This is a genomic window from Ignatzschineria sp. RMDPL8A, from assembly GCF_029815055.1.
Lineage (GTDB): Bacteria > Pseudomonadota > Gammaproteobacteria > Cardiobacteriales > Wohlfahrtiimonadaceae > CALZBJ01.
The window spans coordinates 1353483-1370104 of record NZ_JAPPWA010000002.1 but is presented as its reverse complement, the minus strand read 5'-3'; the positions used below and the strand labels follow the sequence as shown (position 1 = coordinate 1370104).

General features: G+C 42.9%; 17 protein-coding genes. 2 read left to right on the top strand and 15 right to left on the bottom strand.

What is annotated here, in order from left to right; all coding sequences use genetic code 11:
- Positions 1-8 precede the first annotated feature (8 nt).
- The 10 genes from hpaH to OXI21_RS07725 form a co-directional block, all read right to left on the bottom strand.
- A complete protein-coding gene (gene hpaH / locus OXI21_RS07770; protein WP_279618998.1) occupies positions 9-812 on the bottom strand; it encodes a 2-oxo-hept-4-ene-1,7-dioate hydratase in 804 nt (267 codons plus the stop codon).
- Positions 813-986: 174 nt separating this feature from the next.
- The gene (locus OXI21_RS07765; RefSeq protein ID WP_279618997.1) at positions 987-1385 is read right to left on the bottom strand and encodes a 5-carboxymethyl-2-hydroxymuconate Delta-isomerase; all 399 of its coding nucleotides are present in this window, start codon (positions 1383-1385) and stop codon (positions 987-989) included.
- A 43-nt stretch (positions 1386-1428) separates the two neighbouring features.
- Positions 1429-2277: a 3,4-dihydroxyphenylacetate 2,3-dioxygenase gene (gene hpaD, locus OXI21_RS07760; RefSeq protein WP_279618996.1), complete on the bottom strand. Its 849-nt coding sequence runs from the start codon at positions 2275-2277 to the stop codon at positions 1429-1431.
- A 69-nt stretch (positions 2278-2346) separates the two neighbouring features.
- Positions 2347-3807: a 5-carboxymethyl-2-hydroxymuconate semialdehyde dehydrogenase gene (gene hpaE, locus OXI21_RS07755; RefSeq protein ID WP_279618995.1), complete on the bottom strand. Its 1461-nt coding sequence runs from the start codon at positions 3805-3807 to the stop codon at positions 2347-2349.
- A 98-nt stretch (positions 3808-3905) separates the two neighbouring features.
- Positions 3906-4682, bottom strand: coding sequence for a fumarylacetoacetate hydrolase family protein (locus tag OXI21_RS07750; RefSeq protein ID WP_279618994.1), 777 nt, complete (start codon positions 4680-4682; stop codon positions 3906-3908).
- Positions 4682-5335: a fumarylacetoacetate hydrolase family protein gene (locus OXI21_RS07745; protein ID WP_279618993.1), complete on the bottom strand. Its 654-nt coding sequence runs from the start codon at positions 5333-5335 to the stop codon at positions 4682-4684. The genes OXI21_RS07750 and OXI21_RS07745 overlap by 1 nt, the downstream gene beginning before the upstream one ends.
- 206 nt (positions 5336-5541) lie before the next feature.
- On the bottom strand, positions 5542-6048 hold the full coding sequence (hpaR, locus tag OXI21_RS07740) for a homoprotocatechuate degradation operon regulator HpaR (RefSeq protein ID WP_279618992.1): 507 nt from the start codon (positions 6046-6048) through the stop codon (positions 5542-5544).
- A 96-nt stretch (positions 6049-6144) separates the two neighbouring features.
- Positions 6145-6999 carry a ModD protein gene (gene modD, locus OXI21_RS07735; protein ID WP_279618991.1) on the bottom strand — a complete coding sequence of 285 codons (855 nt, stop codon included), beginning with the start codon at positions 6997-6999 and terminating at the stop codon, positions 6145-6147.
- Positions 7000-7059: 60 nt separating this feature from the next.
- Positions 7060-7557 (bottom strand): Lrp/AsnC family transcriptional regulator, encoded by a 498-nt coding sequence (locus OXI21_RS07730; RefSeq protein ID WP_279618989.1) that lies wholly within the window; start codon positions 7555-7557, stop codon positions 7060-7062.
- Between the two features lie 302 nt (positions 7558-7859).
- The gene (locus tag OXI21_RS07725) at positions 7860-8279 is read right to left on the bottom strand and encodes a universal stress protein (RefSeq protein ID WP_279618988.1); all 420 of its coding nucleotides are present in this window, start codon (positions 8277-8279) and stop codon (positions 7860-7862) included.
- A 229-nt stretch (positions 8280-8508) separates the two neighbouring features.
- Between OXI21_RS07725 and fumC the strand changes: the two genes are divergently transcribed.
- Positions 8509-9906, top strand: coding sequence for a class II fumarate hydratase (fumC, locus tag OXI21_RS07720; protein ID WP_279618987.1), 1398 nt, complete (start codon positions 8509-8511; stop codon positions 9904-9906).
- An 80-nt stretch (positions 9907-9986) separates the two neighbouring features.
- Here fumC and OXI21_RS07715 read toward each other — a convergent pair whose 3' ends face one another.
- The 4 genes from OXI21_RS07715 to OXI21_RS07700 form a co-directional block, all read right to left on the bottom strand.
- On the bottom strand, positions 9987-11021 hold the full coding sequence (locus tag OXI21_RS07715; RefSeq protein WP_279618986.1) for a hypothetical protein: 1035 nt from the start codon (positions 11019-11021) through the stop codon (positions 9987-9989).
- Positions 11022-11121: 100 nt separating this feature from the next.
- A complete protein-coding gene (locus OXI21_RS07710) occupies positions 11122-11754 on the bottom strand; it encodes a hypothetical protein (RefSeq protein WP_279618985.1) in 633 nt (210 codons plus the stop codon).
- A 109-nt stretch (positions 11755-11863) separates the two neighbouring features.
- Positions 11864-12547 carry a DUF1294 domain-containing protein gene (locus OXI21_RS07705; RefSeq protein WP_279618984.1) on the bottom strand — a complete coding sequence of 228 codons (684 nt, stop codon included), beginning with the start codon at positions 12545-12547 and terminating at the stop codon, positions 11864-11866.
- A gap of 79 nt (positions 12548-12626) precedes the next feature.
- On the bottom strand, positions 12627-14840 hold the full coding sequence (locus OXI21_RS07700; RefSeq protein WP_279618983.1) for a UvrD-helicase domain-containing protein: 2214 nt from the start codon (positions 14838-14840) through the stop codon (positions 12627-12629).
- A 128-nt stretch (positions 14841-14968) separates the two neighbouring features.
- Here OXI21_RS07700 and OXI21_RS07695 point away from each other — a divergent pair, with 128 nt between their 5' ends.
- A complete protein-coding gene (locus OXI21_RS07695) occupies positions 14969-15481 on the top strand; it encodes an acyl-CoA thioesterase (RefSeq protein WP_279618982.1) in 513 nt (170 codons plus the stop codon).
- 90 nt (positions 15482-15571) lie between these two features.
- Here OXI21_RS07695 and epmA read toward each other — a convergent pair whose 3' ends face one another.
- Positions 15572-16525, bottom strand: coding sequence for an EF-P lysine aminoacylase EpmA (gene epmA, locus OXI21_RS07690; RefSeq protein WP_279618981.1), 954 nt, complete (start codon positions 16523-16525; stop codon positions 15572-15574).
- Between the last annotated feature and the right edge of the window lie 97 nt (positions 16526-16622).

The window sequence follows — 16622 nt, the reverse complement described above, 5'->3', positions numbered from 1 at the left end:
CTGATCGTTTATCCAAAATAGCAGGTTACTGCGCCAAGTTCATCATAATCTACATGAAATGTATCGCCTTTGCGCGCTGGCACGGGACGAGTAAATGAACCGCCTAAAATAACCTGTCCTGCTTCAAGCTCAACCCCATAAGGATGGAGTTTATTAGCAAGCCACGCCACCCCTTTTGCGGGATGATTTAATACCGCTGCAGAAACGCCCGATTCCTCAATCACGCCATTACGATATAAAATCGCACTGACTCGACGAAGATCAAGCTCCGTTGGACGAATCGCCCGACCACCCATCACAACACCGGCATTGGCCGCATTATCAGAGATCGTATCGAAGACTTTACGTGTCACCTTAGTTTCAGAATCGACCTGTTCAATCCGCGCATCAATAATTTCTAACGCAGGAATCACCCAATCGGTAGCATCGAGTACATCGAAAATCGTGCAATTCGGGCCACGTAGCGGTTTACCCAAGATAAAAGCGAGCTCCACCTCAACGCGCGGTACAATAAAGCGATCCGTTGGGATCGTCGTGCCCTCTTCAAAAAACATATCGTCTAATAACGCGCCATAATCGGGCTCATCAATGTTCGATGAGAGCTGCATTGCCCGTGACGTTAGACCAATTTTATGCCCTTTTAAAATGCGTCCTTCGGCAATTTTTTGCGCAACCCACGCCTTTTGAATTTTGTAAGCATCGTCAATCGTAATATCAGGGTGCTGAAGGGAAAATTGGCGCAGCTGTTCTCCGCTTTTTTCCGCCTGATTGAGCGAACGCGCAAGGTGTTCGATCGTTTCTGGTGTTAACATAGCTCTTCCTTTTAGTTCTCTAGCGCACGTCTATGACTGAGTATCACTTAGCATGATATGCGCCATGTATTTTTATAATCTGTCTTACTTGTCTTACTGTTTACTTAAATGCACTTTTACACAAACATACAGAGATGGGCGTACAAAGATGGACAAAGGTTCATGGCAATAGCGCTATGACTTTTCGGCCTCTTTTTGTAAAAATGCATGAATATTATTTTTCTTATAGGTCAATACAGGATCGATCTCCTGCATCTCAAATGTGATCGCTAATAAGCGCTTGTCTTGAATGGGCGCAAGGTAGGATTCGATAACGTTAAAAAGATCGTCACAGACTTTTTTACGCACCTCCAAATCCCGCCCGGATCCCACTTTTAAAAGAATATGGATAAACGCATAATCGTGCGCTCCATCTGCAATTCGATAATGATCCATACGGATTGCGCGACTGCGTATCCCCCCTAAAGGGAATACGCCACTGCCGCCCAAGTTTTCATGTACAAGGGTGAAAAACTGATCAAAATCGAGCTCATTCTCTAAATTTGCTGAATATTCAACAATAAAATGAGGCATGATACTCTCCTTTTTGAATCGTTTAATTGATTAAGGATTAAGATTAATCAAGGGGTAGAACTGCATTGATTTGCCCTGTACCAGAGCTTGCAAAGAGTTCGGTGATAATTTCAGCTTTGCCCTTATATTCGTCCCAACCGAGAACGCCAAGCAACATTGCCGTATCGTGCATCAACCCTTCGCCGAAGCAATAGTTGGCATATTCAGGGAGCATCGCGCAAAACTCTGCCCAAAGCCCTTCAGTCCACATATCCACCACGCGAATGTCCACTTGTCTGTCAAACTCACGAGTGTAACTATTCATTCCCGCTTCTGCTTGTTGGTCCCAAATAAAGCGATGAGAAAGTGATCCGCTTGCTAATACCGCAACCGTTCCATCATATTCTTTGATCGCTTCCACCAACGCTTCACCAAGTTTACGGCTATCTTGCAGATCGTGAGAGGTACAAAATGCTGAGATCGAGAGCACTTTAAAATGCTGATCTTCATTCATATACCGCATCGGGACGAGCGTTCCATACTCAAGCTCAAGGCTTTGAACCTCATGTGCCATTGCGCGAACGCCTTTGCCACGTGCTTTTTCTGCGATCAGATGACCGAGCTCAGGATTCCCATCATATTTATAGCTCATATCTTTAATGAAGTGAGGCAATTCATTACTGGTATAAACCCCTTCAAAATGAGCGTTACAGTTGATGTGATATCCACTATTTACGAGCCAGTGCGTATCAAATACGATAATCGTATCCACGCCCAGTTCGCGACAACGGCGACCAATTTCAATGTGTCCATCGATCGCGTTTTGACGGCATCCATGATGCTTACCTGGTAACTCCGACAGATACATCGACGGAACGTGTGTGATTTTTGCTGCTAATGCGATTTTACCCATGACTATACTCCTAATATTCCTCAACTAATTCGTTGTTATATTTATTGTTATGCGAGGCGCCTTGGTGATTTAAACACCCCATTTTGGAATGTGGTGATTGCCAAGCGAGATACAGACGTTTTTCACTTCCGTGAAGACTTCTAAACTGTAATCGCCTCCTTCTCGACCCGTCCCTGAGTGTTTTACTCCACCAAACGGCTGGCGTAAGTCGCGCACGTTTTGAGAGTTAATGAAGACCATCCCGGCTTCAATTTGGGCGGCAACACGATGTGCACGCGTTAAATCCGATGTCCAGAGATACGACGACAGGCCATATTCAACATCATTTGCTAAGCGCACCGCTTCTGCTTCATCTTTAAATTTAAGGAGACAGACCACTGGCCCAAAGATCTCCTCTTGCGCTATGCGCATATTGTTATCAACATCGGCAAAGACCGTTGGCTGAATAAAGTTACCCGCTTTTAAATGATCAGGTAATCCCGCAGGACGCTCAAGACCGCCTGCTAAAAGGGTCGCGCCCTCTTCCATACCAATTTTGATGTAACCGGTGACTTTGTTGTAGTGATCTTGAGTGATCATTGCACCGACTTGCGTGTCAAAACTTTGTGGATCGCCGACTTTAATGCGTTTCGCACGTGCCGCAAATTCAGCGACAAACTCATCATAAATGCTCTCTTGAATAAAGATACGAGACCCCGCGGTACAACGCTCACCATTGAGTGAGAAAATGGTAAAGAGCGCCGCATCTAACGCACGCTGCCAATCGGCATCATCAAAGATTAACACCGGTGATTTACCACCAAGCTCCATGGAGTACTTTTTAATTCCGGCATTGGCCATAATCGCTTGGCCGGTTTTTGTACCGCCCGTAAACGATACAGCACGCACATCAGGATGCTGAACTAACGATGCACCCGCAGTGCTACCGTAACCTTGGACAATGTTTAATACCCCTTCAGGAACGCCCGCTTCAAGCGCAATTCGGCCAAGCTCATTGGCGGTCAAGGGCGATAACTCAGACATCTTTAATACCGCCGTATTTCCAAGCGCTAAACAGGGCGCTGTTTTCCAGGTTGCGGTCATAAATGGCACGTTCCATGGTGATACAAGTGCACACACACCGACGGGCTGATAGAGTGTGTAGTTAAGCATCTGATCATCAACGGGATAGGTATGCCCATTAACGCGCGTACATACTTCAGCAAAGAAGTTGAAGTTATGGGATGCACGCGGGATTAGCACATTTTGCGTTTGATGAATCGGAAGCCCGGTATCAAGGGTTTCAAGTTGTGCAATTTTCTCAACATTTTGATCGATCAATTCACCAAAACGGCGCATAATTTTTGCACGCTCTTTTGCCGGTGTTTTTGACCATTTTGGAAAGGCTTTTTTCGCTGCCGCAACCGCCATATCGATCTCTTTTTGCCCACCACTTGCCACATCACAGATCTTTTCCATAGTAGCTGGGTTAATATTTTCAAAGGTTTCGTCGCTAGCAACTTCTTTACCATCAATCCAATGCTTAATCATCTCTTTCTCCTCGCCTAGCACTCTAGGACTCTATTTTTATTCTTCTTATGTCGGCGCGGATTTCCCCGCACTCGGCTCTTAAATTGGCTAATTATCGATTACGCGTTTTGACGCTGATAAAACTCAGCTTCCGTTAAAACATGATTGACTAATCGGCCAACGCCTTCCACTTCAATCACAACGGTATCGCCGGCTTTTACATCGGAGGTGCCTTTCGGGCAACCGGTTGCGATCATATCACCCGGATTAAGTGTCATAAATTCACTTAAATATTCGATTAAAAAAGGAACGTCAAAGATCATATCTTTCGTATTTCCCTCTTGGCGAAGCTCGCCATTAACCCACGTTTTTAGACCCAGATTCATCGGATCTTTAACTGCCGATTTATCGAGAATATAGGGGCCAACGGGCGTCATTCCATCACGATTTTTAACGCGCAGATTGGGGCGATAATAGTTTTCTAGATAATCACGAATCGCATAATCATTACAGAGCGTGAATCCATCAACATACTCCCACGCATCCTCGCGTTTTACATTTTTTGCGGTTTTGCCAATCACCACCGCAAGCTCACACTCATAATGCATATAATCCACATTATCTGGGCGCCAGCTATGGCTATTGTGACCCACATACGTTCCAGGAGATTTAACGAAAATAAGTGGCTCTTTCGGAGGTTCAAACGCAAGCTCGGTAGCGTGATCGGCGTAATTAAGACCAAGCGCAATCATAATGCCGTTCGCTGGCGGTAACCACGTAACTTCCGCCTCTGATTTCACCTCACCATTTGGAAGATTCACCGACAGATCATCATTAACGGTCACGTTATAAATTTCGTTTTGATATTGAATTCGTGCTTTTTTAAGTGCTGACATTACGCGTCCTCCCCGCTGATGGTATCGGTTAATGTAGAAATCCCTTCAATGCTCGCGGTAACCTTGTCTCCTGCCGATACATAGATATTATTCGCCGGCGTACCGGTTAGAAGTACATCGCCTTCATGAAGCGTCATAAATTCGGTAATCGTTTCTAATAATTCTGGAAGGTCGCGCACCCAGTTTTCACTCGTTTCACGCTGTTTTTCATCGCCATTAACGCTCAGGGTTAAGGTGAGATTATTTAAATCAGCAATCTCACTTAACGGCGTAATGGTTTCATTAATTGTAAAAAAGCCATCGCGACATTTTGCAACAACCGCTGGGCGATAATAACTCTCAATCGGCAGCGAGTAATCGTTGGCTACCGTGATCCCTTTTACGTACTCAAGGGCATTTTCTTTCGTCACGCGTGTAGCATCTTTCCCCATTACAATGGCGATATTTGCTCCGGTTTGTACTTTTTCGAGATTTCCCGCAGGCACAACATGGGTTAAATTATAGGTGTTGGGCGTTTTAATAAAGAGTACTGGCTTTTTCGGTGGCGCGACATAGGGCTTTTCATTAAACGCCGCTTGATGCGATTCCATCAGCGATTTGAAGTTTAATGCGACACCAAAAACGGTTTTATTAGTCAAATCGAGTTGTGACATTACTCCTCCCATTTATTATTGTTTTATTGTCTGGTTGTTAAATTACTAACATATTAGTATTAACTACGATAATACTAATAGTTAAAAGCGAATGTCAAATCTATTTTGCCGATCTAGATCAAAAACTAAAGACAAAAAAATAGGCCTCTAAATGAGACCTACTTGAATCGCGATTTAAGCGTTTAAATTTCGATTTTTAAAAACCCTTAAAGACCTGTTGATTCCGCCTTTTTACGTGATTTTCCATTCACCTTTTGTGGCGCCTCTAATAGTGCGTCATCACTTAAATCTTCCGAGGCTTTAACGAGCAATTGATCGAGCACATCTTCTAATTGATAGAGCACCTCATCGCCAACTTTCGCCGCAAACTCATCATAGGCTTTAATGTTCTCTTCTAGCACTTCCTCAACGAGCGTTTCAACACCGGGCGCAAGAAGCACTTCAACACGGCGGCGATCAAATTTAGAGGGGACTTTAATAATCAGATTGAGATCTTCCATACGCTTTAAAATCCCCGCCATGCTAGGGCTCAAAATACAGCAAATCTCGCACAATTCACGGGGCTCTAACTCTTTTGCTTCATAGAGCGCACGCAAAATACGCCACTGCTGTTCTGTTAAATTCCTCTTATTTAAAATGGGGCGGAAATTTTGCATCATCACTTCACGCGCACGCATCAATAACAGAGGAATATTCCGTTGCATGGTATCCATGTTGGTCTACATTCCTTATTTTTGTATCATATATCGCTATTAATTTTGCGCCTATGCTACCGTTTTAACCGGTTAAAATAAAGTTTAAATTTTAGATTACGCAGTGACAGGCGTGAATTTAACACCCACATCAAGAGGTTTTCCGAAATAGAGTGAGGTCGTCACCAATCCATCTGCCCCTGTATTGGCATAGGTTTCAACGTTATTAAGATTGATCCCGCCCGCTGCTAAATGTACAAGTTTGGGATTAATTACCCGCACCTTTTCGATAATCGCCGCTAATACTTCAGGTGGGAGCTTATCGTACTGAATTCCATAAATGGGAAGCTCCGCGACGCTCAACGCATCGGTTTCATTAGTCACTTCCACCAAAATTGGCTTTTCGCAATCTTTCTCATGAATTTTAGGAATCGCCGTCTTAAGCCCCTCAAACCCGCCGACAAAATCGATATGTTGTTTAAAAAGGAGAATTGTTTCCGATAACCCCAACCGATGCGGGTATGCACCACCGGATAAAATCGCCTTAATTGAAAGCGCTTTCGTACCCGGAAAGACCTTTCGCGTTGTGAGCACATTTATTTTAGGACTCACCGCTTTTGCACGGCGCACCATTTGATCGGTTCTTGAGGCAATTCCACCGGCATATTCAAAGATATTTTGCAGGACTTTTACAATCGCATTGAGCGCGTCAAACCGCCCTTCCATCACAAAAAATGGCGTATGCGCTGCAATCGGATCGCCAGAATGTAAAAAAGAGATCACCTGAACGCCCTCTTTTTCACAAATATTGACCGCCTCTTCCGTGCCACACGCAATGCCAGCATCACGGGCATAAAACGCCGCACGGGCCGGCTGATCGCCAATCTCTAAAAGATGAGTGGTTAAATCAAGATGAGTGATATCTTCATTCACCCACGCAGTTAAAATGTCACCTTGAATTGCTCGGCGCATGGCATCTCCTTTTAAATCGAATTGTCTGTTAACTATTCGTTAAATAGTGTAAAGATTCGATTATACCGGATCTTGCCCTAACGCCTCGACATTTGCGGTGAAAATTTGCGTCGGCGCCTGTTTCACCTCTTTTAAGACAATATAAGAGCAGAGCTCGCGCACTTCTGGAATTCGATTTAATCGATCAATCACAAGCTCCGAAAACGCCGTTAAATCCCGCGCGCAAATTTTTAGAATATAGTTGCACGCGCCAGTGACCATATAGGCATACGTCACCTCTGGAATCGCATCAATTGCTTCCATAAAACGCTCATGGCTTTGCCCTTGCTTTTGATCGATTGTGACGTGCACCATCGCCTCAAAGGTATAGCCCAGTTTTTTCAGATTGAGTTCCGCACGATATCGTTCAATAAAGCCCGCTTGTTCAAGTGCCTTCACACGACGCAAACAAGCCGAAGGTGAAAGTTCCACGCGTTGTGCGAGATCTTGATTACTCAAACGTCCTTCATTATGAAGTTGATATAAGATGCGCCAATCCGTGATGTCCAATGCATTCATATTGCAATAATCCTCCGTTTTTTTGTTGTTATGTCGCAGAGCCTCGGGGTATTTTGGATAGGCATGCAACTTTTTATTATCTTTTAATCCTATCACAAAATAAGAGCTTCACTATAGCAAAGGAAATAAAAAATCCTCAACATCATACTCGATATTGAGGATTGATATCAGGCAACGCATGATTTTTACACAGCTTAACCCTTTTTATCTATTTTTAATCAGTCGCTAATTTATCGAGATTAAATCGAGATTAACGACCGATTTTGTTGCCTGTTATTGAATATTATTCAATATTAATGACATTATTTAACCATTAATACAGGGCAACCGACTTTCTGAATAACCTTGCTACTTACGCTACCCATCATCAGTTTTTGAACCACGTTAAGGCCACGGCTACCGATCACTAAAAGATCAAATTGGCTCTCATCTTCGTAGTCGATAATGGTCTGTGCAGGATCACCATGGAAGATGATCACAGAGTAATCGATCTCAGCTTCTTTAAGAAGCTCTTCGACGGGCGCAATGCGCTCTGAACGGATTTTTTCTTTATCTTTATCCGTAGGCGTTAAAAGCAGTTCACGATGCGTTTTAGGTGGAGCGATAACGTATACGACCTCCACATGCACGTGTTGACATAATGTTGCGATTTTAACTGCTTCTTTCGCTGCGCGAATCGCATTTTCTGAACCATCGATTGTTAATAAAATTCTATTGTACATGGACAATCCTCTTTTGATCGATTAAACACAAGGTTAAATACATTTACTAATATTTACTTCTCACCTTGAATCATAGCAGAAAACGAATATTTGTGTAGTCCCATCGATAAAGATGATTGTATCGGTCAATTTCAGCAAAAATTGAGCTGTGTAAGCTGGTAAAATATGGCATGATATAAGAGTTGTGACGAAATAATTTAATGACTTTCATAAGAGGAGAATTAAAGCGATGTCAGACACATTTCGTATAGAAAAAGACACCATGGGTGATATGAAAGTTCCGAGCGATAAACTCTGGGGCGCCCAAACGCAACGTTCATTGCAAAACTTCAAAATTTCTACTGAAAAAATGCCCAAAGCCCTTATTTATGGCTTAGCGATCGTGAAACGTTCTGCGGCAAAAGTGAATATGGACTTAGGTCATCTTGATGCTAAAAAAGCGGAAGCGATTATGCAGGCGGCCGATGAAGTGTTAGCGGGTAAACATGATACGGAATTTCCACTTTCTGTGTGGCAGACCGGTTCAGGTACTCAAACAAACATGAACATGAACGAAGTTCTTGCAAACCGCGCAAGTGAAATTCTTGGCGGCGTGCGTGGTGAAGAGCGTTTAGTGCACCCAAATGATGATGTGAATAAAGCGCAAAGCTCAAACGACTCATTCCCTACAGCAATGCACATTGCAGCGGTTTCAAGCATTAAAAACAATCTCATTCCAGAACTTAAAAATCTTCAAACAACCTTTGCTAAAAAATCAGATGAGTTTAAAGATATCGTTAAAATTGGCCGTACGCATCTTCAAGACGCAACGCCATTAACGCTTGGCCAAGAGATTTCAGGTTGGGCAGCAATGCTAGCGCACAACTTAGTGCATATTGAAAATTCCCTTCCCCATTTAGCGGAATTAGCTCTTGGTGGAACAGCGGTTGGTACAGGACTTAACACCCATCCTGAATACGCTGAGCGCGTTGCCAAAGAGATTGCTGAATTTACCGGCATTCCGTTCACCTCAGCGCCGAATAAATTTGAAGCGCTCGCTACCACTGATGCGATTGTTCATGCACACGGTTCATTAAAAGGCTTAGCGGCATCATTAATGAAAATTGCTAACGACGTTCGCTGGTTAGCATCAGGCCCGCGTTCAGGCATTGGCGAATTATCAATTCCTGAAAATGAGCCTGGTAGCTCGATCATGCCAGGTAAGGTTAATCCGACACAGTCAGAAGCGATGACAATGCTCGCAGCTCAAGTAATGGGGAACGATGTTGCCATCAATATCGGCGGTGCATCCGGTAACTTTGAACTCAACGTTTTCCGCCCAATGATTATCAATAATTTCCTACAATCGGTGCGTCTTTTAGGCGACGGAATGCAAGGATTTAACGATCACTGCGCCGTAGGCATCGAGCCAAACCGTGACCGCATTAAAGAGCTCGTGAATAATTCACTCATGCTCGTTACCGCGCTTAACACCCATATCGGTTACGATAAAGCGGCAAAAATTGCGAAAAATGCCCATGCAAAAGGCACAACTCTCAAAGAGTCTGCCCTTGAATTAGGCTACTTAACGGAAGCCCAATTTGATGAGTGGGTTAAACCAGAAGAGATGGTCGGTAGCTTAAAATAAGCTGATCTAAAACCCATCATTAATAAAAATGCCCGCCTGAATAATTCAACGGGCATTTTTATGAGACTTTAATCATGTATCTAAAACCAAGCCATCACAATCTTGCCATTAATAAAGGTGAAGATCGGATTATAAATCCTCGTCGTCCCTCTCACACTATTTTCCCAGCGTAATGGCGAAACTAATGTGTATCCTTTTCGGTTTAATCTGAACAACTTACCCCCTGCATAAATCTCTAAATCATAATCATCGATCGTTAATGGATTTGCCTTATAAACATCGGGGTTTAAATTAAAATAGTGATGGAACGTATCGGCAAAGGAGAATTCAAACTGACCTTCCGCATTGCTATCCCCATAATGCCTCGCCATATCGGAAACCCCAGGCTCAACTAATTGACGCACCGCCTTTTTATCCTTATCCGCAACGGCCTTTAAGATCTCTTGATATTTATCCCATAACCTTTTTTTATTTTCAGGCGTATTTTCAAAAGGCGTCGAATCATTGACCCAACTAAACGGTTGATAATGATTTACGATAAATGATCGTGATGCCAAGGTTTCTTGTACAGGTTTTTTGTCTGCATCATAAACATGCGGTAACTGTTGTAGCCCTACTTTATTCGATGATAAACGCTCATCTAAATTCATATTCGACTCATCAACAGAAAGTAAATAAGGAAAATTGCGTTTTAACCATTTGGGATTCTTTTCATATGAATAACGAATATTACTCACCGTTTTACGCTCTATGTCCCCAGTAGTGGGGTTTTTTACAGTGGCAAGAATATCAACCTCACAATAACTCTGTTCTATTCTATGATATGAGATATATTCCGCAATATTGGTTGCCAAGATGGATAGCTCATTTTTGCCTTGGTCTAAATATTGCGTAATATCTTGTCCAAAGCTTAACTGTTTAGGGATTTTCTCTGAATTATAAGTATCATAAATAAATACATTATTAATTCTAACTACACAAGGAATATAGTTTGCCTTAAAACGTAATTGGTACTTCACTTGTGGAGTCTCTTGTTCTTCCGCCTTAGTCATACCAGTCATCATGATGACCAAAAATAATAGGTAGTGTAATTTCTTTATTAAATCTGTTTTCATACTTTTTTATTCCTTATCCTTTCTGACTAGCCTGTTTTTAAAATAATCTTCTTTCCGCAAGAAACTCATAGCGCTATATCAAATAATATTGCCTAATCAGTCATATATTTATAGAGGCATAATCCAGTTTTCGAGCATCCACTTTAAAATTAATGAAGTAGCTAATACCAATTTGCCCTAAATAGAAAAAGAGACCAAAAGCGAGGGCTACATTAGGGGTATCGAGGAAGACTCCCCCGGTTTTCGCGGCTAAAGCAAGATAGTTCGATTCATCTAAAAAAGTAGGCGTTAAACCCAAAACAGGGATTTTTTCATGGTTGGGGGCAATTATAACGATAAGAAAGAAATAGAGGGATGCATTCAATGACGCAGTGAAAATTTGTACATTCCGCATCTCAATGCTGCGGTCTAAAATAGGTTCTATCATCCTTTGAAAAACGATAAAAAGATAGAGATAAAAGATACTATTGCCCGGAACACTCATGCTAAAAACAAAGACAAAGAGCCCATAAATTGGAATAAAGAGAAACCTAATGAGGGCTGATGGAATCACGGCCATAAAAACGCCTGAATGAACAAGAAAAAACTCGATCACCATGAGCGTTGCAAGCGTATAGATCGCCTCTCCTTGATCTAATCGGGGCGAGATCCAGAGTTGCAGTATCTCAAAAATAATTAGACCAACAAAGAATGTTGAGAATATAAATGAGATGATTCGACCCTGTTTTTCCATAACGATACTTCCAACCTATTTTTATCATTTTGTCAGAAGATTCTACCACTTATGGCAATAACATCAATCTTATACGAATTTTTTCATCATCAACATAGCTTTGATGTTCTTACAGATACGCTACTGCCTCCTCATAAATCATCTGTAATCCTTGAAAGTTAAAAAAGATCAGGTCAATCCATACCAATAAATGCAGCGTTACGATTACCCAAAAAACAAATTGATAGCTGCCTTTTGAGCTTTTATGCCGCCAGATTTTTTGAGCGAAAAACCCGCCGATCCAACCACCAAATAGCTCAAAAAGATGGAGCGTACTTTCGGGGACGCGCCATTCATCTAAAAGTGCTGAATGTTTATCACTTCGATACAATTTTAGCGTAATAAGGCTCGTCACAATATAGGTAATCGGAATCATCACCAGATAGATCGAGGGGATCGATAAAAAGGAATGATACGCCATGGATGCTTGAAGCCTACCGCTATCGAGGAGTTCATGATCGCGGAAAAGGATAAAAATCCCCACCATAACGCTAACAAACGTAATCGTAAAATAGAGATTTTTCCAAATCGAATGAACGGGGCATTTTTTAACACGACTTCCATGAATCTCCGTGGCGCGAAATCCCTTTTCCGTCATAATTTGGGTAAACGTGAGTGAATCCCCAACTTTCGGTTTTGCACCGGGAGGAAAGTCACTAATATGTGCAAATACCTCGCGCTTCCCCGATTGAATAAATCCAAATTTACGCGCCTTATCCCAATTAATCAGCGTCCCGCCGTGCCGTTCGATCATCCTTGATTTTCCTAAATTTACGCCTTCACGTTTTAGTGTTTATTTTAATATTGCCTGTTTTATCCAGTATTTATTCATATCAATCGAGCTTGGTGAGTTTAGCAAAACTTAAAACCAAGACTTTCCGCCCGCCATTTGAGAAGTTAATAACAACGCGCGTGCTCGGTCCTGATCCTTCAAAATTTTGAATCACCCCTTCGCCAAATTTAGGATGCTCCACTAAATCCCCGAGATTAAATCCTTCAATTCCATCGGTTCTAGGCGTATTAAAGGCGTGATTACTATTTGAATTAACCGTCGTTGGCGTTACCCGAATGCCCGGCCCTTCAAGCTCAACAAGCTCCAGCGGAATATCGCGTACAAAGCGAGAAACAGGGAGATAGAGCGTTTTCCCGTAGATCATTCGGCTCTCTGCCGAGGTTAAGAAAAGCTTTGTCTCCGCGCGAGTAATCCCCACATAGGCAAGACGGCGCTCCTCTTCAATACGGCCCTCCGAGAGTGAATTATCACTTGGGAATAGTCCATCTTCGAGCCCAACCATAAAGACATAGGGAAACTCGAGTCCCTTTGAGGCGTGAAGCGTCATCAATTGCACCGAATCCTCATCAATCTCCGCTTGATTTTCCGACGAATTGAGCGAGGTTTGCCCTAAAAATGCTTCGAGCTGCTCATAAAGCGGGAGCGATAATGGATCGATCTCCTCTTCAATAAAGGCAAGCTCCACCTTTTCGCCATTGGTGAAATATTCCGCCGCAGTAATCAACTCATTTAAGTTATCGATGCGATCTTCCCCGCGTCCTAAGGGCTCTTTTTTATAGTGAGGTTTTAGCTGGCTGCGCTCAATAATTTCACTAAAAAGATCTGGCAGTGCGAGATCGTTTTCCGTCAGCGCCTTCATCTCATTAATTTGCGTCACAAAACTTAAGAGCACATTGTGCGTGCGCGTTGGGAGTGCTTGGCTTTCGAGCATCATATTCGCCGAATCCCACAGCGATGCCCCGTGCGTTGTCGCAAACTCCCGAATGCGATTAATCGTCGCTTGCCCGATGCCTTTGGGCGGCGTCGTCATGGCGCGCTCGATAGAGACATCATCTTTGGGATTTACGATAAGACGAAAATAGGACAAAATGTCTTTGATTTCCGCACGATCAAAGAAGCGCAAACCACCATACACGCGATATGGAATCTGTTTGCGCATTAAAAACTCTTCAAAGAGACGCGATTGCGCATTTGAGCGATATAAGATTGCAATATCGGATTTACGTACACCCTCTTCTTTTTTGAGCAGATCTTGAATGGTTTCCACCACAAAACGCGCCTCATCATACCCATCTGTCGCGCGGTAACCGACGAGTAATTGGTCTGATTCATTATCGGTCCAGAGTTTCTTCGGTAGGCGTTCACTATTTTTAGCTATAACCGCATTCGCAGCACTTAAAATCGCTTGCGTTGAGCGATAATTTTGCTCTAAACGCACTGTTGTCGTTTCAGGAAAATCCCGATCAAAATTGAGGATATTTTCAATCTTTGCCCCGCGCCAACCGTAGATAGATTGATCGTCATCGCCAACAACAAAAAGACGCTCATGCTTACGCGCAAGCAGTTTTAACCACGCATATTGCACGCTGTTGGTATCCTGAAACTCATCCACTAAGATAAATTGAAAGCGTTCTTGATAATGTTCTAAAATAGCGCTGTTATCCCGCAACAATTCAAGCGAACGCAATAAAATCTCCGAAAAATCCACCAATCCCGCGGTTTCACACGCCGTTTGATAGAGTTTATAGAGCTCGATCAGTTGCGCTTCATGCTGATCATAAAATTCCAAATGATGCGCCCGTCGCCCCTCTTCTTTATGACCTGAAATATAATTAGCAAGCTCACGCGGTTGAATCGTTTTTTCATCAACGCCCGCTTCACGAATAATCCGGCGGCAGAGGCGCGTTTGATCATCACTGTCTAAAATCTGGAAGTTTTGTGGGAGTTTCGCTTCTTGCCAATGCATGCGCAATAATCTGTGACACAGCGAGTGAAACGTCCCCATCCAGAGGCCTTTAAGCGAGGTTTGAATCAAATCTTGAAGCCGAACTTTCATCTCAAAGGCGGCTTTATTGGTAAAGGTCACCGCTAAAATCGAATGGGCGCGACACTGTTCTGTATTTAATAACCACGCAATGCGGGAGACTAATACCCGGGTTTTTCCCGATCCGGCACCGGCTAAAACACGGACAGGACCGAGCGGTGCAGTGACAGCATCGAATTGACTCTCATTTAAGGACTCTAGATAACTCATAATCTCGCTTAATAAAAAACTTCATCAATGAAGGCGATAAAAGGATAATATTTGATATGTCTTAACAAATGTCTCTATAATATGTTCATTCACCATTATACCCATAAATAACGATAAATGAGAACGAAATGGAAAAAATGAGACAACCCACCCGCGAATTAACAATGACTGTTTTAATGACCCCTGACATGGTTAATTTTTCAGGAAATGTCCACGGGGGCGACATTTTAAAACTACTCGACCAAGTGGCGTATGCCTGCGCAAGCCAATATGCGGGAAGCTACGTAGTGACCTTATCGGTTGATAAAGTGGTCTTTAAAGAACCCATCTATGTTCAAGAACTTGTCACCTTCCGCGCGTGCGTAAACTACGTCGGTCGCACCTCAATGGAGATCGGCGTTCGCGTTGAAGCCAAAAATATCCGTACCCGTGAAGTCCGTCACACCAATAGCTGTTACTTCACCATGGTTGCGGTCAACGATAACGGAATCCCTACTAAAATTCCTGAATTATCACTCGATACCGAAACGCAAAAACGTCGTTATGACAACGCTATTTTACGCCGTAATTCTCGCCTTGCCTTTGACAAAGCGCAAATTCGCGGTAGCGATGTGGACGATGAAGTGGTAAGCGAAGAGTAATTTAAACGTTTTCAAATTAGACATTAAAATTGGCGAGTGTATGGTTTTATACAGATTTATAGACCATGACTCGCCTTTTTTACGCCCCATCTAAGCTTCATCCAATCCAAACGGCACGACCTCTTCGATTTTAGATTTCCCCCATAGCGCCATCATCAGGCGATCCACCCCCATCGCAACGCCGCTGCAATATGGTAGATCATCGAGCACTTCGAGCATCTTGTCATCAATGGGAACAGCTCTATATCCCGCCTCTTCACGGGCCCTATTTTCATTTTCAAAGCGAATGCGTTGTTCATGACTGTCAGTTAACTCTTCATAGCCATTGGCAAGCTCTAAGCCCTTCCAATAGAGCTCAAAACGTTTCCCCACTAAATTCCCCGCATCATCGGTTACAATCTTCGCAAGCGAGGCTTGTGAGGCAGGATAATGATAGAGCAGCGTCAATTTTTCAGGGTCAAACGCCGGCTCAATTAAAAATGAGACTATTAAGTCAAACGCCTCATCACGATCTTTAGGGGTAAAGCCCAGATCAATATTATGTTTCTTAATTAATGCAAGCAGATCATCCAGCGTTGCCTCAAAAGGATTAATCTCTAAAAACGTCTCAAACGCTTCACGATAGGTATAAAATTCTACTGCGAGATTTTTCTCGGTGAGCGTTTGGACAAGGAGAATAATCTCATCCATCAACGTTTCCAAGCTAAAGCCCAATCGATACCATTCGAGCATGGTAAATTCAGGATTATGGCGTGAACTCAACTCACCATCGCGGAACACCTTTCCTAAATAATAACAATCCTCTACGCCTGCCGCTAAAAGGCGCTTCATATGATATTCAGGCGACGTGATCAGGAAAAGTGGCTTTTGATGCAGCTTCCCCGGGCCATGATAAGTCGCTACAAAATTAAGGAGTGCCGGATCAGGATTACCAAATTGACTTAAAATGGGCGTATCCACTTCTATAATATTTTTTTGATAAAAATACTCACGAATCGCACGTAAAAACACAGCGCGTTGACCTAAACGCTCCTGTAGCGTCATAGCAAATCCTTTATAGAAATTGAAATTAATTGAGACAATAAAAAATGCCTAAGCTCGTTTACTTAGCTTAGGCATTATATCGCATTTAGGCTCGGTT